Source organism: Micromonospora sp. CNB394 (genome assembly GCF_000374985.1).
GTDB classification, from domain to species: Bacteria; Actinomycetota; Actinomycetes; order Mycobacteriales; family Micromonosporaceae; genus Micromonospora; species Micromonospora marina.
The window spans coordinates 119,292-140,019 of sequence record NZ_KB895831.1; the positions used below are offsets into that span (position 1 = coordinate 119,292).

The window sequence follows — 20,728 nt, forward strand, 5'->3', positions numbered from 1 at the left end:
TCGGCGACCCGGGTAGTAACGGACATGACTCCGGCATCGTCGCCGGCCCGGAGCGGGCCGTGACTTCCTGGTGGTGGGTTCTCCTGGTGGCCGTCCTGTGGCTGACCGTCGGCCTGCTCACCGCGGGCTGGTTCGTGATCCGGGGTGGCCATCCCCACCTCTCGTGGTATCTCGTGGGTGGGCTGCTCGGCCCGCTGTTCATCCCGATCGCTGTGGAACGGGGCCGCGCCCGGCCGGCGGTGGTCGACGTGATGCACCGGCCCTCGTCCCGGGAGGGCAGTGGACTGCGCGTCGCGATAGGCGTGGACGGATCCGCCGAGGCCGACCGTGCGCTGCGCGCAGTCGCCCGGACGCTCGGCCACACCGCCAGTCATCTGGTCCTGGTCACCGTGACCAGCCCGGACTCGGTAGGCGAGGACCAGGCGGCCGAGTCACGGGAAGCCCGCCGGCTTCTCGAGGAGCGGGCTGAGGCCCTGCCCTCGGGCCTGCCGGCGCCGACCGTCGAGCTGGTGCGGGGACATCCGGTGGACGCGTTGCTGACGGTGGCGGAGGCGCACGACGTCGACCTCCTGGTGGTCGGCCGGCACGGCCACGGGATCCGGGACCGGCTGCTGGGCAGCGTGGCGGAGGAACTCACCCGCCGGTCCTCCCGGGCGCTGCTGCTGGGCAGCCTCCCGGACCGCTGAGCGGGACGGGGCCGGATGACCGCCGTGCGGGGTGGGTTTTGCGGAAAACGGCCCGGCTGGGTGGGGAAGTGGCGTCTGATCGGTCGTACCCGCAGCGTGTTCCGGCGCGCTGTCACCTCGACCGGGAGTACGCGTGCTCGTCCTGCTGATCGTGCACCTGGTGGCGGCGCTGCTCGCCCCGTTGCTCGTCCGCCGGTGGGGTCCGCGCGCATGCCTGCTGCTCGCGCTCGCCCCGGCCGCCACGGCGGTCTGGGCGGCGGCGCACACCGCTGTGGTACGCGACGGCGGCGAGGTGGTCGAGACGTACCCCTGGATCTCGCAGCTCCAGCTCGACGTGGCGCTGCGGGTCACGACGCTGTCCTGGCTGATGCTGTTGCTCGTCGGCGGCGTCGGCGCGCTGGTGCTGGTCTACTCCGCCCGCTACTTCCGGCCCGGGTCCACCGGGCTGGCCCGGTTCGCCGCCGTCATGGTCGCCTTCGCCGGGGCGATGCTCGGCCTCGTCGTCTCCGACAACCTGCTGCTGCTCTACGTGTTCTGGGAACTGACCACCGTCTTCTCCTACCTGCTCATCGGGCACAGCACCGAACGCCGGTCCAGCCGGTGGGCCGCCGCGCAGGCGCTCATCGTGACCACGCTGGGCGGGCTGGCCATGCTCGTCGGGTTCCTGCTGCTCGGCCACCACGCCGGGGGCTACCGGTGGTCGGAGGTGACCTCGACGCCGTTGCCCGGCGGCGGGTACCTGACCGTCGCGGTGCTGCTCATCCTCACCGGGGCGCTGACGAAGTCGGCGGTGTTCCCGTTCAACGCCTGGCTGCCGGTGGCGATGGCCGCCCCGACGCCGGTGAGCGCGTACCTGCACGCGGCGGCGATGGTGAAGGCCGGCGTCTTCCTCATCGGACTGCTCGGCCCGGTGCTCGCCCCGGCCGGCGGGTGGCGGCCGGTCACCGTGGTGGCCGGACTGGTCACGCTCGTCATCGGCGGGTGGGCGGCGCTGCGGCAGACCGACCTGAAGCTGCTGCTGGCGTACGGGACGGTCAGCCAGCTCGGCCTGCTCGCCGTGGTGTTCGGCGCGGGCACCCCGAAGGCGGCGCTGGCCGGCGTGGCGATGCTGGCGGCACACGCCCTGTTCAAGGCGGCGCTGTTCCTGGTCGTCGGCATCCTCGACCACGAGGCCGGCACCCGTGACCTGCGGGAGCTGTCCGGGGTGGGACGGGCCGCGCCGGTGCTGGCCACAGTCGCCACCCTGGCCGCCGCCTCGATGGCCGGGGTGCCGCCGCTGGTCGGGTTCGTCGCGAAGGAGGCCGCGCTCGCCGCGTTCACCGGCGATCCACTGGTGCTGGCCGTGCTGGTGGTCGGCAGCGCGCTCACCGTCGCGTACAGCATCCGGTTCCTCTGGGGTGCGTTCGCCGCCCGGCCCGGCGTGCCGGACACACCGCCGGCCCGGCCGCCCGCCGCGATGCTCGTACCCCCGGCGCTGCTCGCCGTGGCCGGGCTCGCCGCCGGTCCGGCCGCCGGGTGGCTGAGCGGCCTGTTCGAGCCGTACGCCGAGCTGTTCGGGCCGGTCGAGGAGCACCTGGCGCTGTGGCACGGACCCACGGCGGCGCTCGGCCTGTCCGCCCTCGTGCTGGCCGGCGGTGTGGTGCTGCACCTGGTCCGCGGTCCGCTGGCGCCCGCGCTGGCCCGGCTGCGCTCGCCGGTGAGCGGCAACCAGGGGTACGAGTGGGTGACGCACCGCTTCGACCGGCTCGCCATCGAGGTCACCGGCGCCACCCAGCGCGGTTCGCTGCCGCAGTACCTCGGCACCGTGCTGCTCGCGCTGGTGGTCGTGCCGGGCGGGGCGATGATCGCCACCGCGCCCTGGCGGGTCGAGCTGGCGGCCTGGGACAACCCGGCCCAGCTCGTGGTCTGCGTGGTGATCGCGGTCGCCGCGCTGCTGGCGGTCGGCGCGCGCCGCCGGCTCACCGCGATGCTGCTCGTCGGCGTGACCGGCTACGGCACCGCGATGATGTTCGTCCTCTACGGCGCGCCGGACGTGGCGCTCACCCAGTTCCTGGTGGAGACCGCCACGATCGCGGTGTTCGTGCTGGTGTTGCGGCGGCTGCCGGAACGCTTCTCGGCCCGCCCGCTGCGCCGCAGCCGCTGGGTGCGGCGCGGCATCGGCGTCGCCGCCGGGGTGGTGATGGCGGGTCTGGCGCTGGCCGCGGCCGGTGCGCGGCGGGCACCGTCGATCTCCGCGGAGTTCCCCGATCTCTCCGTGGCCGAGGGGTACGGCCGCAACGTCGTGAACGTGACGCTGGTGGACATCCGGGCCTGGGACACGATGGGGGAGATCTCGGTGCTCGTGGTGACCGCGACCGGTGTGGCCAGCCTGATCTACGAGCGTTCCCGCACCGGGCCGCGTCCCCGCCGTCCCCAGCCGGCCGCGCTGCGCGCCGGCGACCGGCGCACGGTGTGGTTGCGTGGCGGGCAGACGCTGCCGGAACGGCGGCGTTCGATCGTGTTCGAGGTGGTCACCCGGCTGATCTTCCACACCGTGCTGATCTTCTCGCTGTTCCTGCTGTTCTCCGGGCACAACGCCCCCGGCGGTGGCTTCTCCGGCGGGCTCGTCGCCGGCCTCGCGCTGGCCCTGCGGTACTTGGCCGGCGGCCGGTACGAGCTGGCCGAGGCGGCGCCGGTCGGAGCCGGCACGGTGCTCGGCGCGGGCCTGGGCATCTCGGTGGGCAGCGGGGTGCTCGGTCTGGCGCTCACCGGCGAGGTGCTCCAGAGCGTCAAGGTCAACCTGTGGCTGCCCGTGGTCGGCGACTTCTACCTGGTCACGTCGCTGTTCTTCGACATCGGCGTCTACCTGGTGGTGGTCGGGCTGGTGCTGGACATCCTGCGGAGCCTGGGCGCCGAGGTGGACCGGCACGTGGAGGCCGCGGGTGAGGCGGGGCGCGGCCTGGTGGTCCAGCGGGAGTCCTCATGATGAGGGGAGCGGCCGGGCCGACGCTGGTGCTGGTGCTGGCGGTCGGGGTGCTCGTCGCCGCCGGGGTCACGCTGTTGCTGGAACGCAGCCTGACCCGGATCCTGCTCGGCATCATCCTGCTCGGCAACGGCGTGAACCTGCTCATCCTGCTCGGCGGTCGGGCCGGCGCGGCGCCGTTCGCGGGGTCCACCCCGCCGGGCGCGATGAGCGACGCGCTGCCGCAGGCCATGGTGCTCACCGCCGTGGTGATCATGCTCGGGTTGACCGCGTTCCTGCTCGCTGTCGCCTACCGGAGTTGGTACACCAGCGGCGACGACGAGGTGCAGGACGACCTGGAGGACCGATACATCGTCCGGCTCGCCGAGAGCAATGAGGTGTCCACGGCGGACCTCGGCGGCGAGGGCCCGGGCGGCGACCCGGAGCAGGTGGATCCGGAACCGGCCCGACGACGGTTGCGCCGCGACGGGAAAAGTCCATGAGTGCCCTGGTGCCGCTGCCGGTGGTGGTGCCGCTGCTCGGCGCGGCACTCACCCTCCTGCTGTCCGGGCGGCCCCAGCTGCAGCGCTCGGTGAGCGTGCTCTGCCTGGGCAGCGTCCTGGTGGTCGCGGCGGTGCTGCTGGTGCAGTCGTACCGGTTCGGGCCGGTGGTGGTGCGGGTGGGCGGCTGGCCTGCGCCGGTGGGCATCGTGCTGGTGGCGGACCAGCTGGCGGCGCTGATGGTGCTGGTGTCGTCGGCGGTGACGCTGTGCGTGCTGCTCTACTCGATCGGCCAGGGCCGGGCGGAGACCGGGGAGACCGCGCCGGTGAGCATCTTCCACCCCACCTACCTGGTGCTGACCGCGGGCGTGACGAACGCCTTCCTGGCCGGGGACCTGTTCAACCTGTTCGTCGGCTTCGAGATCCTGCTGGCCGCGAGCTTCGTGCTGATCACGCTCGGCGGCACCGAGGTGCGGTTGCGGACCGGATCGACGTACGTGGTGGTCAGCATCCTGTCGTCGCTGCTGTTCCTGTCCGCCGTGGGGCTGGTGTACGCGGCGACCGGAACGCTGAACATGGCGCAGCTCGCCGGCCGGCTGGACGCGCTGCCGTCGGGCGTACGCCTGACGCTGCAACTGACGCTGCTGCTCGCGTTCGGGATCAAGGCGGCGGTGTTCCCGCTGTCGGCGTGGCTGCCGGACAGCTACCCGACCGCGCCCGCCCCGGTCACCGCGGTCTTCGCCGGCCTGCTCACCAAGGTCGGCGTCTACGCGATCATCCGCACCGAGACGCTGCTGTTCCCCGGCGGCCAGGTCGCCACGCTGCTGATGGTGGTGGCCGGACTGACCATGGTGGTCGGCATCCTCGGCGCGGTCGCCCAGTCGGACCTGAAACGGCTGCTCTCCTTCACACTGGTCAGCCACATCGGCTACATGATCTTCGGGGTGGCGCTGAGCAGCGTCGCCGGCCTGTCCGGGGCGATCTTCTACGTGGTGCACCACATCACCATCCAGACCACGCTGTTCCTGGTCGCCGGCCTGGTCGAGGAACGCGCGGGCAGCACCGACCTGCGCCGTGTCGGCGGGCTGGCGCGGATCGCTCCGATGCTCGGCGTGCTCTTCTTCGTCCCGGCGATGAACCTCGCCGGCATCCCGCCGTTCTCCGGCTTCCTCGGCAAGCTCGGCCTGCTCCAGGCCGGCGTGGCGGCCGGCGGGGTGCTGCCCGCCGTGCTGGTCGCGGCCGGCACGCTGACCAGCCTCCTGACGCTCTACGCGGCGTCCCGGGTGTGGAACATCGCGTTCTGGCGGGCGCCCCGGCTGGCCACCGCCACCCCGCCGGCCCGGCTGCCCGGACTGATGGTCGGCGCGACCACCGCCCTGGTCGCGCTGGGCGTGCTGTTCACGCTGCTGGCCGGGCCGCTGTTCCAGGTCACCGCTGACGCGGCCACCGACCTGCGCGAGCGCACCCCGTACGTGCGGGCGGTCCTGCCCCGGGACGTGCCGTGACCGACGGCCCGCCCCCGGGCGGGGGCGTCCCCGGGGAGCCGTCGGGCGTACCCCCGGCGGCGCCCGCCGCGGACGCGCCGGCGCCGGCAGTCAGCCGGGTCGGGCGGTGGCGGGACCAGGCGCTCGCGCTCGGCTGGCTGGTCGCCGCCTGGATGCTGCTGTGGGGCGACGTGTCCTGGGGCAACCTGGCCGCCGGCCTGGTGGTCGGCACCGCCGTGCTGCTGTTCTTCCCGCTGCCGCCGGTCACCTTCGGCGGCCGGTTCCGCCCCCGGGCGCTGCTGGTGTTCCTGGCCACCTTCGTGGCCGAGCTGGTCAGCGCCAGCCTGCACGTCGCCGCCGTGGCGCTGCACTTCGGCTACCGCCCGCGCGGCGCGATCATCGCGGTGCCGTTGCGCGTGCGCACCGACCTCAACCTGGCGCTCACCGCCGAGGTGATCTCGCTGGTGCCGGGCACGCTGATCCTCGACATCGACCGGGCCCGGGGCGTGCTCTACGTGCACGTGCTCGACGTGCGTGGACCCGGCGACCTGACCGCCAGCCGTGAGCGCGTGCTCGCCGTCGAACGGCGCATCGTCCGCGCCATCGGATCTGCCGACGAGGTACGCCGGCTCGACCTCGAACCCACCGAACGGAGGAACCCGTGACCGCTCTGCTCGCCGTCGCGCTGACCGTGCTGCTCTCGGCCACCGCGCTGCTCGCCATGGCCCGGATCTACCGTGGCCCGTCCCTGCTCGACCGCGTCGTCGGCGCCGACCTGCTGCTGACGGCGATGCTCGCCGGGGTGGGGGCGGAGGCCGCTGTGAATCGGCACGCCACCACGCTGCCCGTGCTGGTGGTGCTCTCCCTGCTCGGCTTCGTCGGCTCGGTGTCGCTGGTGCGCTTCGCGGTCCGGGCCGAAGCGTGAGCGCGAGGAGTGAGCCGGTCTTGCGAGCCCCGCAGTCGCGAACGGAAGGGGGCTCAGCGTGAGCGCGAGGAGTGAGCCGGTCTTGCGAGCCCCGCAGTCGCGAACGGAAGAAGGATCAGCGTGAGCGCGAGCACCCTTGCGGACTGGGTGGGGGGATTCCTGCTGCTGGCCGGGGCGACGCTCGGCCTGGTCGCCGGCATCGGGCTGGTCCGGTTCCCGAACGTACTGGACCGGATACACACGGCCACCAAGCCGCAGGTTCTCGGCGTCCTGCTGCTCCTGGCCGGGTTGGCGCTGCGCCTGCGTACCCCCTCGGACCTGGGCATGCTGGTCCTGGTGGCGATCTTCCAGCTCTCCACCGCGCCGGTGGCCGCGCAGATGATCGGCCGGGCCGCGTACCGTTCCGGACGGGTCGACCGGACGCTGCTGGACGCCGACGAACTGGCCGGACGCTGAAGCGCACGGGCGGGAGGCTTCCCGGCACCCTCAGCGAACGTCCAGCGGGTACCGATAAAATAGGCCGCATGATCGACTCTTCTGCCCCGGAGGGCAGCAGTAGCCGGCCGGGTAGTACCCGGCGAATTCCCTTCCCGACGACCGCGGGAGCCCTGAACCTCCCGTGTTGATCCTCGTCGGTCTCCTTCTCATCACCGTCCTCACCGCCGCCACCGGTTACTTCGTGGCCCAGGAGTTCGGTTACGTCGCCGTGGACCGGGGCAAGCTCAAGCAGCTCGCCGACGGTGGCGATCGTGCCGCGGCCCGGGCCCTGGAGGTGACCGGGCGGCTCTCCTTCATGCTGTCCGGCGCGCAGCTCGGCATCACCGTGACCGCCCTGCTCGTCGGTTACGTCGCCGAGCCGTACCTGGGTGCCGGGCTGGCCGACCTGCTCGGCCTGGCCGGGGTGTCCAGCTCGGTGTCGCTGCCGCTGTCAGTGGCCCTCGCCCTGATCATCGCCACCGTGGTGCAGATGGTCCTCGGTGAGCTGGCCCCGAAGAACCTGGCCATCGCGCGGGCCGAGCCGCTCGCCCGGGCGCTGTCCCGGTCCACCCTGGTGTACCTGAAGATCGCCGGTCCGCTGATCACGCTGTTCGACCGGGCCGCCGTACGGCTGCTCCGCCGGATCGGCATCGAGCCGATCGAGGAGCTACCCAGCGGCGCCACCCCGCAGGACCTGGAGCAGATCATCGCCGAGTCCCGGGAGGAGGGGCATCTCGACGCCGAGATGTCCGACCTGCTGGACCGGGGTCTGGACTTCCGGGAGCTGACCGCCGGGGAGGCGATGGTGCCCCGGGTGGACGTACACACCGTCCGGGCCGACGAACCGGTCAGCCGGATCGTCGAGCTGCTGGACACCGGCCACTCCCGGTTCCCGGTGAGCGGCGCCGAGGGCGTCGACGACCTGATCGGCGTGGTCGGCATCGCCGACGTGCTCGGGGTGCCCCCGGCGCAGCGCGCGACCACCCGGGTCGACGCGGTGGCCGTACCCCCGTTGCTGGTGCCCGAGACGTTGCCGCTGCCGACGGTGCTGGACCGTCTGCGGTCCGGGCACCGGCAGCTCGCCTGCGTGGTCGACGAGTACGGCGGCTTCGCCGGTGTGATCACGCTGGAGGACCTGGCCGAGGAGCTGGTCGGGCCGATCCGCGACGAGGACGATCCGCCGGACCGGGCTGCGGCCCGGCAGGAGGACGGCTCCTGGGTGGTCCCGGCGCGCTGGCGGATCGACGAGGTCGCCGACAGCACCGGCATCGAACTGCCCGAGGCGCCCGAGTACGACACGCTCTCCGGTCTGGTGATGCGGGAGCTGGGCCGGGTGCCCGAGGTCGGTGACCGGCTGGAGATCCCGGTCGTCGCGGACGGCGACGGGCCGGCCGACGGCCCGCGGGTGCTGGTCGAGGTGCTCGCGGTGGACCGGCACGTGGCCGACTCGGTGCGGCTGCGGCCGACCGCCGGCGTGTCCGGGGAGGGTGCCGCATGAGCCCCGGGTTTGCGTTGTTCTTCTCCGTGGTGCTGCTGGCGCTCAACGGGTTCTTCGTGGCCGCCGAGTTCGCGCTCGTCGCGTCCAAGCGGTACCGCCTGGAGCAGGCTGCTGCCGGTGGCGGCCGGGCGGCCCGCGCGGCGCTGGACGGCGTCCGCGAGCTGAGCCTGATGCTGGCCGGCGCGCAGCTCGGTATCACGCTGTGCACGCTGGGTCTGGGCGCGCTGGCCGAACCGGCCATCGAGCACCTGCTCAGCCCGCTGCTGCACGCGGTCGGCCTGCCCGAGGCGGTCAGCCATCTGGTGGCGCTGGTGTTCGCGCTGTCGCTCGTGACGTTCCTGCACCTGGTGGTCGGTGAGATGGCCCCGAAGTCGTGGGCGATCACCGACGCGGAGCGTTCGGCGGTGCTGCTGGCGCTGCCGTTCCGGGCGTTCGCCCGGATCTCCCGGCCGGTGCTGTCCGCGCTCAACGGGCTCGCGAACGCGATGCTGCGCCTGTTCGGGGTGCAGCAGCAGGACCAGCTCGCTCAGGTGCACGGCCCGGACGAGCTGCGCATCCTGCTGGAGCAGTCCCGGGAGCACGGGCTGCTCGGCGCCGAGCAGCACCAGCTGCTGACCAGCATGCTGGAGCTCCAGGGCACCACCGTCGCGCAGGTGATGGAGCCGTTCGACCGGATCGTCACGGTGGGCCGGAGCGAGACCGCCGAGCGGATCGAACACGTCTCCCGCGACAGCGGCCGGTCCCGGCTGGCGGTGGTCGACTCCGGTGGCGAGGTGTGCGGCCTGGTGCACGTACGCGAGGCGGTGCGCGCCGTCACCACCGGCCGCCCGGCGACCGCCGGAGAGCTGATGACCAGCGCCTTCACGTTGCCGGCCGAGGCGTCGGTGACCGAGGCGGTGGCCGCGATGCGGGCCCGCCAGGCACAGCTGGCGCTGGTGAGCAACGGTGGCGGGCCGACCAGGCCGATCGGGTTCGTCGCGCTGGAGGACCTCCTGGAGGAGGTCATCGGCGAGTTCGACGACGAGACCGACCCGGTGCCGCGGGGCCGCCGGATGCGTTGACCGTCGTGATCCGTACCGGCCCGGCGAGGTGGGACACCACCTCGCCGGGCCGGCGTCCGTTTCGGCGTGCTGCCCGGCCTCGCCGGTGCTGGAGGCGAGCGGGGCATGGCCGGGCGGGCAGCGGGAAAGCCCCGGCATGCGGTTGACCGGCGTGTCGCGGGACTCCGCCTGGACCGGGCTCTCGGTGAGCACGACGGTGCCCAACCCGAGCACCCGGCCGGGTCTGCGCCTGCCGGGCCGGGTGACGCTCGCCGCCGGTGACTCGGACGTGCCGGTCCGGCACATCCGGCTGGGCCTGGTGACGCAGGTCGAACCGGATGATCCGGAGGCGCCGCGCCGCCTGGTGCAGTTCCAGACCTGGACGATCGCGGGACGGTTCGTGGTGCCGGCCGGGCGGCGGCGCGCAGTCGACTTCGCGGTGCCGCTGCCGTGGGGGGCGCCGGTGACCACGTACGGCGGGGTGCCGCTGCTGAGCCTGCGTACCGGGCTGCGCACCGAGGTGTCGGTGGACCCGGAGGTGGACCAGGGTGCGATGGTGCCGGTGCTGATCCACCCGCTGCCCACCCAGGAGCACGTGCTCGCCGCGCTGGACACGCTCGGCTTCGCGATCCGGCAGGCCGGGCTGCGCGACGGCCGGCTGCCGGGCGTGGAGCAGGCGCTGCCGTTCCAGCAGTGGTACGGGTTCTGGGCCGCCCCGCTCTACGCCGGCCCGATGACGGAACTCGAAGTGATCATGCTGACCGACTCGGCCGGCATGGAGGTGCTGCTCTGGCTGGACCGGCGGCTCTCCCTGGCCGGGATCACCCATCAGAGCATCAGCCGGTTCCGGGTCTGGCACGCGGGGGCCGACCGGCGGGACTGGTTGGCCACCGTGGACGGCTGGCTGCGGCACGCCATCGACAGGCACGCGGCGGCCGCCGCGCACGCCGACTGGTCGGCCACGATCCGCGAGTCGGCGCACGTCAGCCGCCCGCCCGACCGGCCGGTCGCGCCCGGTTACGGACTCGGGGGTACGGCCGGCGGAGCGGGCATCGGCGGTGGTGGCGGAGGCGGCGACGGGACATGATCGTGTTAAGAGGGGGCCCCTGCTCTACCGGAGGCGTTAAGAGGGGGCCCTTCCTTACACCCCTCAGCCGGCGGCGAGCTTGAGGCTGAAGCCGAGGAACAGCACCGCGACCGCTGTGGTGCCGCTCGCGGCGAGCCGGCGGCGCTGCCGGAACTGGGCCGCCAGGTACGTGCCGGTGAAGATCAGCACGGTCAGGTAGAGCGCGCTGGCGACCTGTGCGATCAGCCCGAGCAGCAGGAACGACAGCGCCGGCCACGCGTACCGGGGGTCGACGAACTGGATGAAGAACGAGACGAAGAACAGGATCGCCTTCGGGTTGAGCAGGCTGATCACCAGCGCCCGGCGGAACGGCTCCCGCTGCTCCGCCGGCTCCACCTCGTCGATCAGGCGCGGCGTGGCCGGGTCGTTGCGGTCACGCCAGCGCCGCCACGCGCCGCGCAGCATGGCCAGCCCCAGATACCCGAGGTACGCCGCGCCGGCGTACTTGATCACCAGGTAGAGCGGCGGGTACGCCTGGAGCAGCGAGGCCACTCCGGCGGCGGAGAGGACCATCAGCACCGCGTCGCCGACGAACACCCCGGCCGCGGCCCGGTAACCGGTGGCCACGCCCCGGCGGGCGGCGGTGGCCAGTACGAAGAGCGAGTTCGGGCCGGGCAGCAGCACGATCGCCACGGTGCCCAGCACGTACGTCCAGATGTCGGTGATCCCCAGCACGCCGGACATCATGACGCCTCGGGTGCTGCCGGGCGAAGCCTTTCCCGCAGGCCGGCCTGTGCCGTCGGCCACTCCTGCGCGAGCATGGAGTACTGCACGGTGTCCCGCCAGGAGCCGTCGGCGCGCTGCTTGTGCCGCCGCAGCACGCCCTCCCGGCTCGCGCCGAGCCGTTCGATCGCCCGCTGGGAGCGTTCGTTGCGGATGTCGGTGTGCCAGACCACGCGGACCGCGTCCAGGTCGTCGAACGCCCGGCCCAGCAGCAGCAGCTTCGCCTCGGTGTTGACGCCGGTACGCCACCAGGGGCGGCCCAGCCAGGTGTAGCCGATCGCCAGTGACCGGCGGACCGGGTCGATCTCGTAGTAGGAGGTCGTGCCGATCACCGCGCCGGTGACGGCGCACCGCTGCGCCCAGCACACCTGTTCGCCGCGTTCCTGCGCGTCCAGGTAGGCGGCGACCGTCCGGAGCATCTCGGCGGCGTCGGCCGGCTGGACGCCGCCCAGGTGCCGCCACACCTCCGGGTCGGCGGTGGCGGCGTACAGCTCGTCGGCGTGGGCGAGGTCGAGTGGCTCCAGCACGACGTGCTCGCCGCGCAGCACCGCCGGCTCGTGCCACGGGAAGCGGGCCGAGCGAAGGTACGCCGGCACCGGCGCGGCCACCCCGGGCGCGGGTTGGGGCCGGCCCGGCGTGAGCCGCAGCGGCACCACTCCGGCCCAGTAGGGCAGCGCCTCGTCGGCCGGTTCGTCGTTGACGCCGCCGGTGCGCATCCGTACCGACACCTCGCGCAGCGGCAGCGCCAGCACGGCGGTCTCGGCCAGCTCGCGCCGGTGCGGCGGGCGGCTGTCGGCGGACCGGCCGGCGGCCACCTTCTCCACCAGGGCGGTCAGCACCGCTGCCTTCTCGCCGGCGTCGTCGACCAGGCGGGCTGTCCCGTGCGCCACCACTGACCGGTAGTTGGCGCTGTGGTGGAACTGGGAGCGGGCGTAGATCAGCCCGTCGAGGTGGGTGACAGCGACGCAGACCGGCAGTCCGGCCTCGCCCCGGGCGGCCAGCAGCGGCCGGCTGCCGGTGGACCCGTGCAAATAGAGCGTGTCGCCGACGCGCACGTGCAGGATCGGCAGGACGCGTGGTTCACCGTCCACAACGAAGGCCAGCGCGCAGTGGTACGCCTCGTCCAGGAGCGCGTGCGCGGTGGGCCGGTCGTAGTGCATCCGGTCGCGGACGCGGCTGGCGGTGGTGCGTTCGGTCGGGGGGTACACGTGTCATCCCACCTTTGTTCTAGTACAATCTTCGAACTGTGGCAGCACATTATCAGGTCGTGGGGTCAACCTCGGCCGCGATTTCGGCAAGCGTCGAATCCGGCATCCGCGCCGGCGATCTCGCAGCGGGCGACGCCCTGCCGGCGGTCCGCGCGCTCGCCGCCGACCTCGGCGTCAGCCCGGCCACCGTCGCGAAGGCGTACCGGGAACTGCGCCAACGCGGCCTGGTCACGACCGCCGGCCGGCACGGCACCCGGGTCCGCCCCCGCCCGCCGGTCGCCGCCCGCCGCGCCGCGCTGCTGCCCCCGCCGCTGACCGGCGGCCGCGACCTCTCCGCAGGCCAGCCCGACCCCCGGCTGCTGCCCCCGCTCGGGCCGCACCTGGCCGCGCTCGCCGCCGAGATCGGACCCCCCGGCGGGTACGCGACCGACGCCGTCCTGCCCGACCTGGCCGCCCTGGCCCGGGACCGGCTCGCCGCCGATCGCGTGCCGGCCGCCGAGCTCACAGTCACCGGCGGTGCGCTCGACGGCATCGAACGGCTGCTCGCCGCCCACCTGCGCCCCGGCGACGCGGTGGCGGTGGAGGACCCGGGCTGGGCCAACCTGCTCGACCTGATCGCGGCGCTCGGGCTGCGTACCGTCGGGGTGCCGGTGGACGACGACGGGCCGACTGTCGGCGGCGTCCGGGCGGCACTCGCCGCCGGGGTCCGGGCGCTCGTGGTGACCAGCCGGGCGCAGAACCCGACCGGCGCGGCCGTGACCGCCGACCGGGCCGACGCGCTGCGGACGCTGCTCGCCGGCCGCGCCGACCTGCTGCTGATCGAGGACGACCACGCCGCCGAGCTGGCCCGCGTACCGGTGCACCCGCTCGCCGGCGCGACGCCGGCGTGGGCCTTCGTCCGGTCGGTGAGCAAGCCCTACGGCCCCGACCTGCGGCTGGCCGTGCTGGCCGGCGACGAGGCGACGGTGGCCCGGGTGGCCGGGCGGGCGCGGGTCGGCGCCGGCTGGGTCTCCACGGTGCTGCAACGGCTGGTCGTGTCGCTCTGGCGCGACCCGGCCACCGCCGGGCTGGTCCGGCGCGCGGCGGACAGCTACGACAGGCGGCGCGACGGGCTGGTGGCCGCGCTCGCCGCGCGCGGGGTCGCCGCGCACGGGCGTACCGGGATCAACATCTGGGTGCCGGTGCCCGACGAGACGGTGGCGGTCACGGCGCTGCGCGACGCCGGGTGGTCGCTCGCCCCCGGCGGCCTGTACCGGATCGCGGCCGCCCCCGCCGTGCGCGTCTCGGTGAGCGCACTCGACGAAACGGACGTCCCCGCGCTCGCCGACGCCCTCACCGCCGCAAGGAAGGGCCCCCTCTTAACGCATTCGGTATAGGAAGGGCCCCTTCTTAACACCTCCGGACAGCGCGGCGGGCCGCTCGCGTGCGCGGCGCCGGACGGGGTAGAACGATCGGCATGGCCGAGACCGAGAGCGCCCCCGGAGCGCAGGAGTTCATCCCGCCGTCGGCGGACACCATCGACGAGCTGCGCGCCGCGGCGGACGGCTGCCGGGGCTGCGAGCTGCACCGGGATGCCACCCAGACCGTCTTCGGCCGCGGTGACGAGCACGCGCGCGTCGTCTTCGTCGGCGAGCAGCCGGGCGACATCGAGGACCAGAAGGGACTGCCGTTCGTCGGCCCGGCGGGGCGGCTGCTGCGCAAGGCCGTCGACGACGCGGCACTCGACCCCGCCCAGATCTACCTCACGAACGCCGTGAAGCACTTCCGGTTCGAGCTGCGTGGCCGGCGGCGCATCCACCAGACCCCGGACCGGGTGCACGTCACCGCCTGCCGGCCGTGGCTGGTCGCCGAGTTCGCCCGGCTGCGTCCGGAGATCGTGGTGGTGCTCGGCGCGACCGCCGCCAAGGCGCTGCTCGGCCCGTCGTTCCGGGTCACGAGGCAGCGTGGTGAGCTGCTGCCCTGGCCCGCCGCCGCGCAGCATCCGGAGGACTTCGAGCGGGTACCGGTGGACCGGACGGGCGCGGTCGCCGACGCCCCGGCGGCCCGGCTGCTCGCCACCATCCACCCGTCGGCGGTGCTGCGCGCCGACAACCAGGACGTGGCCTACGAAGGGCTGGTCACCGACCTGAAGGTGGCCGCGGAGGCGCTCAAGAAGTGACCTTGCCGAAGACGTCCTTGGCGACGATCCGCCCGTCCCGAGCCCGATAGACGTCCAGCCCGCGAAGCACTGTGCCGTCCTCGGCCGGCGGCCAGGCCCACTCGCGGACCGCCCGGTCGCCGGTGGCCCAGACCCGCGCCGAGCCCCGTCCGCCGCTGCCCCGTTCTGTCAGGAGCGCTGCTGCCAGGTGCAGAGGCAGACCCGGTTGCCGTCCGGGTCGGCGAGTACCCAGAAGCTCGGCGCCTCCGCGTCGCTGACCAGCGTGCCGCCGGCCGCCAGCGCCGCCGCGATGCGCGCGTCCACCTCGGCCGGGTCGACCCACACGTCCGGATGCCACCGCTGCCGGGGCTCGTCCCGGCCGGAAGCCTGGAACCAGACCGTCGGCAGCACGGCGTCCGGGTCGCGTACCTCGTCGTCGGGCCCTCGGCCGGGCGCCGCGCCCCACGTCAGGACCGCCCGCCAGAACGGCAGCACCGCGGCGTGCTCGGGGGTGTCCAGCGCGAGTTCCAGGCGGGACAGCCCGGCCGCCGACAGGGCCAGCCCGGCGTCGGCGGCCAGCGCCGAGATCGTCCGGGCCAGGCGCAGGTCGCGCCCTGTCACGCCGCCCGCGTCGTGCGACCAGAGCCGGACGTCCACGTGGGTGTAGCGCAGGTCCAGGTCCGGGTGATGGTCGACCCGCTCGGCCTCCGCGCCCACCGCGGCCACCAGCGCCAGCCCGGCCGCGAAACCGGGGGTACGGATGCGCGTCTGCAACGCCCCCAGCAGGTACGTCCACCCGTCCAGCCCGGCCTCGGCCACCTGTCTCCCCGTGAGTGTGCTCATCCGGCCATCCTGGCGTGCCGCCCGCCCGCCCGGCACCATCCACAGGGGATTGGCGGACGGCACGCGGGGGTACGGCCCCGCTATGGCGGACTCCCGACCTCGTGCGTCGCTGCTCCGGCTGGGTGCTCCCGGCCCCTACGTGATGGCCACGGTGATCGCCGGACTCCTCTGGCTGCCGGTCCGGCTGTGGGAGGAGCGGGACGGGCCCGTGCAGGTAGCGGTGGTCGAGGCCGGTCTGAACGCGGTGATCTGGGGCTTCTTCTTCCTCTTCGTGCTGGTCCGGGTCGGGAAACCGCGCCCCGCCGAGGCGGAGCGGGCCGCCGCCTGGGCGACCACCGAGACCGCGTTGCGCCGGGGTGCGCCGCCCGCCGACGAGGCGGGGCGCGGCGGTGGCGGACAACCTTCCCGCCGTACGCCGGGGCGCGCTGTTCGGGGCGGCCGGTGGCGTCCTGCTGCTCGGCCCGCTGATCGTGCTCGCGATCCGCGCCGGGTGGGAGGTCGCCGCCGTCGGGTTCGGGATCGTGCTGGTCGCGATCCTGGCCGTGGCCGTCCGTACCGGCCGGCGGGAGCGGCGTCTGCGAGCGGCGCTCACCCCTGTCCGGGGCAGCTGAGCGGTGTCAGACTTGCCGCCATGGAGCAGCATCTCTACGAGCCCGTCCACGACGAGTTCCGCGACCTGTGCCGCCGGTTCCTCACCCGGGAGGCGGTGCCGCACCACGAGCGCTGGGAAGCCGACGGGATCGTCGACCGGCAGGTGTGGCGGGCCGCCGGCGCGGCCGGGTTACTCGGCCCCGACGTGGACCCCGAGTACGGCGGCGGCGGGCAGCGCGACTTCCGGTTCAACGCGGTGCTCGACGAGGAGATCGTCGCGGCCGGGTGCACCGGCCTCGGGTTCGGGCTGCACAACGACGTGGTCGGCCCGTACCTGACCGAGCTGACCACCGGCGACCAGCGCAAGCGGTGGCTGCCCGGCTTCTGCTCCGGCGACCTGGTCACCGCCGTCGCGATGAGCGAGCCGGGCGCGGGCAGCGACCTGGCCGGCATCCGCACCACTGCGGTCCGCGACGGCGACAGCCTGGTCCTCAACGGGCAGAAGACGTTCATCACCAACGGCGAGATGGCCGACCTGGTCATCGTGGTGGCCAAGACCGCGCCGGACCAGGGCGCGCACGGGGTGAGCCTGGTCGTGGTGGAGAACGGCACGCCGGGCTTCAGCCGGGGCCGCCGGCTGGCCAAAATCGGGCTGAAGGCCAACGACACCGCCGAGCTGTTCTTCGACGACTGCCGGGTGCCGGCGGAGAACCTGATCGGCACCGAGAACCACGGCTTCTACCACCTGATGGCCAACCTGCCCCGGGAACGGCTGAGCATCGCCGTGGTCGCGGTGGCGGCCTGCGAGAAGCTGCTCGCGCTCACCATCGAGTACGCCCGCTCCCGGGAGGCGTTCGGGCGGCCGATCGGCCGGTTCCAGCACAACCGGTTCCTGCTGGCCGAGCTGGACACCGAGGTCACCATCGCGCGGACGTTCGTCAACCACTGCGTCACCGAGTTCAACGCGGGCCGCCTCTCGGTCACCGACGCGGCGAAGGCCAAGTGGTGGACCACCGAGTTGCAGACCAGGGTCGCGGACCGGTGCGTGCAGCTGCACGGCGGCTACGGCTTCATGGCGGAGTACCCGGTGGCGAAGGCGTGGCTGGACAGCCGGGTGCAGACCATCTACGGCGGCACCACCGAGATCATGAAGGAGATCATCGGCCGGGGCCTCGGTCTGTAGCGAAACCGGGTGCCGGTCGGACGGACCGGCGGGAGAGGATGGGGCATCCGTCCTCACCAGGAGCGCGCATGTCCACCGACCTGACCGCGCCGGCCCCGCCCCGGCCCGACGTCGCCGGCATCCAGCGGCGTACCGTCCGGCTGCTCTTCCTCACCCAGATCATCGGCGGCATCGGCGTCACCATCGGCATCTCGGTCGGCGCGCTGCTCGCCGCCCGGGTCGCCGGCACCGCCCTGGCCGGGCTGGCGCAGAGCGCCGGGGTGGTCGGCGCCGCGTTGCTCGCCATCCCCGTCACCCGGCTGATGGCGGCCCGGGGCCGGCGACCCGGCCTGGTCCTCGCGTACGCGGTGGGTGCGGTGGGCGGTGTGCTGGTGGTGGTCGCCACCGCGACGCGCCTGGTGCCGCTGCTCTTCGTCGGGATGCTGCTGTTCGGCGGCGGTACGGCGGCCAACCTCCAGGCCCGCTACACGGCGGTGGACCTGGCCGAGCCGCACCGCCGGGGGCGGCAGCTCTCGCTGGTGGTGTGGGCGACCACCATCGGCGCGGTGGCCGCGCCGAACTTCGCCGCGCTCGCCGACGACACCACCCGGGGCTGGGGCCTGCCGGCGCTGGCCGGCCCGTTCGCCTTCAGTGCCGTCGCGTTCGCGCTCACCGCCGCCGTACTCCTGGTCCTGCTCCGGCCGGACCCGCTGCTCACCGCGCGCCGGCTGACGGCGGCCGACCCGGCACCCGGCGCCGCACCGGCGGTCACCCGCCGTGGTGGCATGGTCGCCGCCTGGCGCACGGTACGCGGGCGGCCGGCCGCCCGCCTCGGCATCGCCGCGGTCGCGGTGGGGCACCTGGTGATGGTCGCCGTCATGTCGATGACCCCGGTGCACCTCGGCGAGTGGCACTCCGACGCGGACGTGCTGCCAGTGGTCGGCCTGGTGCTCAGCCTGCACATCGCCGGCATGTACGCGCTGTCGCCGGTGGTGGGCTGGCTCACCGACCGGCTGGGCCGCCGGCCGGTGATCCTCGGCGGGGTGGCGCTGCTGCTGGCCGCGTGCGCGGTCTCCGGCACCGCCGGGCACCACACGCCGCTGCTGTCGGTGGGGCTGACGCTGCTCGGGCTGGGCTGGTCGGGCACGATGGTGGCGGGCTCGACGCTGCTGTCGGAGTCGGTGCCCACCGCCGACCGGCCGGGCGTGCAGGGCCTGTCCGACCTGCTCATGGGGCTGGCCGGGGCGGGTGCGGCGGCGGCGAGCGGGTTCGTCATGCGAGCCGTGGGGTACCCGACGCTCACCCTGCTGGCGGCGATCGCCGTGGTGCCGCTGGTGGCGCTGGCACTGCGGCGTCCCGGCCCGGCACCACTCGACGAGGAGGACTGAACACGTGCGGCTGACCGACTTCTGGACGCGGCTGGAGGAGGCGTTCGGCCCGGGGTACGCGGCCAGCATCGCCAGCGACCAGGTGCTGTCCCAGCTCGGCGGGCGGACCGTCGAGCAGGCCCTCGCCGCCGGTGAGGAAACGCACGTGGTCTGGCGTGCCGTGGTCGCCGCGTACCCGGACCGGGTGCCCGCCCGACTACGCTGAGCAGCCTTTTCGTCGATCCCGCGTGTCGCTTGCCCAGTCGTACACCTGTTCGGCTATTGTCCACAGCGGGGTGCTCGTCCACAGCTCACGGCCCGTCGGCTGGTTTTCTGTCGGACCCAGCGCCTAGCGTGTCCCGCGTGACGCGAAGCTCAGGAAAGACGCCGGCGAAGGCAGGGGTGGCAACGATGGCAGCAGGGCCTGACCGGGAGAAGGCGCTCGACCTTGCTCTCGCTCAGATCGACAAGCAGTTCGGCAAGGGTTCGGTGATGCGCCTGGGGGAGCGGCCCGTCGTGCAGACGGCTGTCATCCCGACCGGCTCCATCGCGCTCGATGTGGCGCTCGGCGTGGGCGGTCTGCCCCGCGGCCGGGTGGTCGAGATCTACGGTCCGGAGTCCAGCGGTAAGACCACCGTCGCGCTGCACGCGGTGGCAAACGCCCAGCGCGCCGGCGGCATCGCCGCGTTCATCGACGCCGAGCACGCGCTCGACCCGGAGTACGCGCGGGCCCTCGGCGTCGACACCGACGCCCTGCTGGTCTCCCAGCCGGACACCGGCGAGCAGGCGCTGGAGATCGCCGACATGCTGGTCCGCTCCGGCGCGATCGACATCATCGTGATCGACTCGGTGGCGGCCCTGGTGCCGCGCGCCGAGATCGAGGGCGAGATGGGCGACAGCCACGTCGGTCTCCAGGCCCGGCTGATGAGCCAGGCGCTGCGGAAGATCACCGGCGTGCTCAACAACACCGGCACCACCGCGATCTTCATCAACCAGCTCCGCGAGAAGATCGGCGTGATGTTCGGCTGCATGTCGTACTCGACCAGGGTCACCCTGGCCGACGGCTCGCAGGAGAAGATCGGCAAGATCGTCAACCAGCGGATGGATGTCGAGGTTCTCTCCTACAACCCGGACACCGACCGGACGGAGCCCAGGCGGATCACCAACTGGTTCAACAACGGGCCTGCGGAGCAGTTCCTCCAGTTCACCGTCGCCAGGTCCGGTGGCAACGGCCGTGCCCAGTTCGCCTCGACCGCCAATCACATGATCCGGACGCCCGGCGGCTGGCGGGAGGCGGGCGAGTTGATCGCCGGTGACCGGGTCATGCTGGCTGAGCCGCGTCGTCTCAGCGAACAGCAGTGGCAGGTCGTGCTCGGATCGCTGATGGGCGACGGGGCGCTGTCGCCCAACCAGCGGGACCGCTCCGGTGTCCGCTTCCGGATGGGGCACGGTGCCCAGCAGGTCGGCTACCTCGACTGGAAGGCCTCCCTGCTGGGCAACATCAGCCAGTCTCGCCGCACCGACGCCCGTGGCGCGAGTTTCGTCGACTTCACGCCGCTGCCCGAGCTGGACGAACTGCGTCGCGCGGTATATCTCGGTGACGGCAAGAAACACCTTAGCTGGGACTACCTCAAAGCGTTGACCCCGCTGGCGCTCGCTGTGTGGTTCATGGACGACGGTTGCTTCACGCTGCGTTCCAAGGGGCTGCAGGAGCGAACGGCCGGTGGTTCGGGGCGGATCGAGATCTGCGTCGAGGCGATGGCGGAGGGGACCAGGACCCGTCTGGTCGACCACCTGCGCGACGCGTACGGCCTGGACGTGAAGCTGGTCGCGCGAGGCGCCCGGCAGACCGCGTCGATCATCTTCACCACCGACGCGTCGGCGATGTTCCAAGCGTTGATCGCGCCCTACGTTCCGGCGACCATGGAGTCGAAGCTACTGCCCCGATTCCGCGGGCAGTGCGTGGTAGTGCCGCAGTTCGTGCCGGAGGAGCTCACCCCGGTGCCGGCGCGGATCATCG

General features: G+C 73.4%; 18 protein-coding genes and 3 pseudogenes. 18 read left to right on the forward strand and 3 right to left on the reverse strand.

The window, feature by feature from the left end:
- Positions 1-59 precede the first annotated feature (59 nt).
- The 10 genes from C569_RS30155 (at position 60) to C569_RS0111615 (ending at position 10,638) form a co-directional block, all read left to right on the forward strand.
- On the forward strand, positions 60-686 hold the full coding sequence (locus C569_RS30155) for a universal stress protein (protein ID WP_155945530.1): 627 nt from the start codon (positions 60-62) through the stop codon (positions 684-686).
- 133 nt (positions 687-819) lie between these two features.
- Positions 820-3,651 (forward strand): Na+/H+ antiporter subunit A, encoded by a 2,832-nt coding sequence (locus C569_RS0111575; RefSeq protein WP_018785945.1) that lies wholly within the window; start codon positions 820-822, stop codon positions 3,649-3,651.
- Positions 3,648-4,130 carry a Na(+)/H(+) antiporter subunit C gene (locus C569_RS0111580; RefSeq protein WP_026268024.1) on the forward strand — a complete coding sequence of 161 codons (483 nt, stop codon included), beginning with the start codon at positions 3,648-3,650 and terminating at the stop codon, positions 4,128-4,130. Before C569_RS0111575 ends, C569_RS0111580 begins: the two co-directional genes overlap by 4 nt.
- Positions 4,127-5,632: a Na+/H+ antiporter subunit D gene (locus C569_RS0111585; protein WP_018785947.1), complete on the forward strand. Its 1,506-nt coding sequence runs from the start codon at positions 4,127-4,129 to the stop codon at positions 5,630-5,632. The genes C569_RS0111580 and C569_RS0111585 overlap by 4 nt, the downstream gene beginning before the upstream one ends.
- A complete protein-coding gene (locus C569_RS0111590) occupies positions 5,629-6,276 on the forward strand; it encodes a Na+/H+ antiporter subunit E (RefSeq protein WP_018785948.1) in 648 nt (215 codons plus the stop codon). The genes C569_RS0111585 and C569_RS0111590 overlap by 4 nt, the downstream gene beginning before the upstream one ends.
- Entirely contained in the window at positions 6,273-6,536 is a 264-nt protein-coding gene (locus C569_RS0111595) for a monovalent cation/H+ antiporter complex subunit F (protein ID WP_018785949.1), read from the forward strand. The genes C569_RS0111590 and C569_RS0111595 overlap by 4 nt, the downstream gene beginning before the upstream one ends.
- Before the next feature lie 120 nt (positions 6,537-6,656).
- On the forward strand, positions 6,657-6,992 hold the full coding sequence (mnhG, locus tag C569_RS0111600) for a monovalent cation/H(+) antiporter subunit G (protein WP_026268025.1): 336 nt from the start codon (positions 6,657-6,659) through the stop codon (positions 6,990-6,992).
- Between the two features lie 163 nt (positions 6,993-7,155).
- A complete protein-coding gene (locus C569_RS0111605; protein WP_018785951.1) occupies positions 7,156-8,511 on the forward strand; it encodes a hemolysin family protein in 1,356 nt (451 codons plus the stop codon).
- Positions 8,508-9,572: a hemolysin family protein gene (locus tag C569_RS0111610; RefSeq protein ID WP_026268026.1), complete on the forward strand. Its 1,065-nt coding sequence runs from the start codon at positions 8,508-8,510 to the stop codon at positions 9,570-9,572. The genes C569_RS0111605 and C569_RS0111610 overlap by 4 nt, the downstream gene beginning before the upstream one ends.
- Positions 9,573-9,708: 136 nt before the next feature.
- Positions 9,709-10,638 carry a sporulation protein gene (locus C569_RS0111615; protein ID WP_018785953.1) on the forward strand — a complete coding sequence of 310 codons (930 nt, stop codon included), beginning with the start codon at positions 9,709-9,711 and terminating at the stop codon, positions 10,636-10,638.
- Between the two features lie 63 nt (positions 10,639-10,701).
- On the opposite strand, the gene leuE is transcribed toward C569_RS0111615, so the two are convergent.
- Positions 10,702-11,364, reverse strand: coding sequence for a leucine efflux protein LeuE (gene leuE / locus C569_RS0111620; RefSeq protein WP_026268027.1), 663 nt, complete (start codon positions 11,362-11,364; stop codon positions 10,702-10,704).
- A complete protein-coding gene (locus tag C569_RS0111625; protein WP_018785955.1) occupies positions 11,361-12,608 on the reverse strand; it encodes a bifunctional pyridoxamine 5'-phosphate oxidase family protein/GNAT family N-acetyltransferase in 1,248 nt (415 codons plus the stop codon). The genes leuE and C569_RS0111625 overlap by 4 nt, the downstream gene beginning before the upstream one ends.
- Before the next feature lie 38 nt (positions 12,609-12,646).
- On the opposite strand from C569_RS0111625, the gene C569_RS0111630 reads away from it, so the two are divergent.
- Positions 12,647-13,984, forward strand: a complete 1,338-nt coding sequence (locus C569_RS0111630) for an aminotransferase class I/II-fold pyridoxal phosphate-dependent enzyme (protein ID WP_026268028.1) — start codon at positions 12,647-12,649, stop codon at positions 13,982-13,984.
- A gap of 80 nt (positions 13,985-14,064) precedes the next feature.
- The gene (locus C569_RS0111635; RefSeq protein ID WP_018785957.1) at positions 14,065-14,766 is read left to right on the forward strand and encodes a UdgX family uracil-DNA binding protein; all 702 of its coding nucleotides are present in this window, start codon (positions 14,065-14,067) and stop codon (positions 14,764-14,766) included.
- 168 nt (positions 14,767-14,934) lie between these two features.
- Here C569_RS0111635 and C569_RS0111640 read toward each other — a convergent pair whose 3' ends face one another.
- A complete protein-coding gene (locus tag C569_RS0111640) occupies positions 14,935-15,588 on the reverse strand; it encodes a 4a-hydroxytetrahydrobiopterin dehydratase (protein ID WP_026268029.1) in 654 nt (217 codons plus the stop codon).
- Between the two features lie 389 nt (positions 15,589-15,977).
- Here C569_RS0111640 and C569_RS0111655 point away from each other — a divergent pair, with 389 nt between their 5' ends.
- From C569_RS0111655 to C569_RS34865, 6 genes and pseudogenes are all read left to right on the forward strand, one after another.
- The gene (locus C569_RS0111655; RefSeq protein ID WP_018785960.1) at positions 15,978-16,199 is read left to right on the forward strand and encodes a hypothetical protein; all 222 of its coding nucleotides are present in this window, start codon (positions 15,978-15,980) and stop codon (positions 16,197-16,199) included.
- Between the two features lie 20 nt (positions 16,200-16,219).
- Positions 16,220-17,362, forward strand: coding sequence for an acyl-CoA dehydrogenase family protein (locus C569_RS0111660; protein ID WP_018785961.1), 1,143 nt, complete (start codon positions 16,220-16,222; stop codon positions 17,360-17,362).
- A 68-nt stretch (positions 17,363-17,430) separates the two neighbouring features.
- Positions 17,431-18,743, forward strand: a pseudogene (locus C569_RS0111665) (MFS transporter).
- Complete coding sequence (locus C569_RS0111670) at positions 18,734-18,934, forward strand: DUF3046 domain-containing protein (protein WP_018785963.1); 201 nt, start codon at positions 18,734-18,736, stop codon at positions 18,932-18,934. The pseudogene C569_RS0111665 and the gene C569_RS0111670 overlap by 10 nt, the downstream one beginning before the upstream one ends.
- 185 nt (positions 18,935-19,119) lie before the next feature.
- Positions 19,120-19,752, forward strand: a pseudogene (gene recA, locus C569_RS34860) (recombinase RecA); the annotation flags it as partial.
- 42 nt (positions 19,753-19,794) lie between these two features.
- Positions 19,795-20,586, forward strand: a pseudogene (locus tag C569_RS34865) (recombinase RecA); the annotation flags it as partial.
- Positions 20,587-20,728 lie beyond the last annotated feature (142 nt).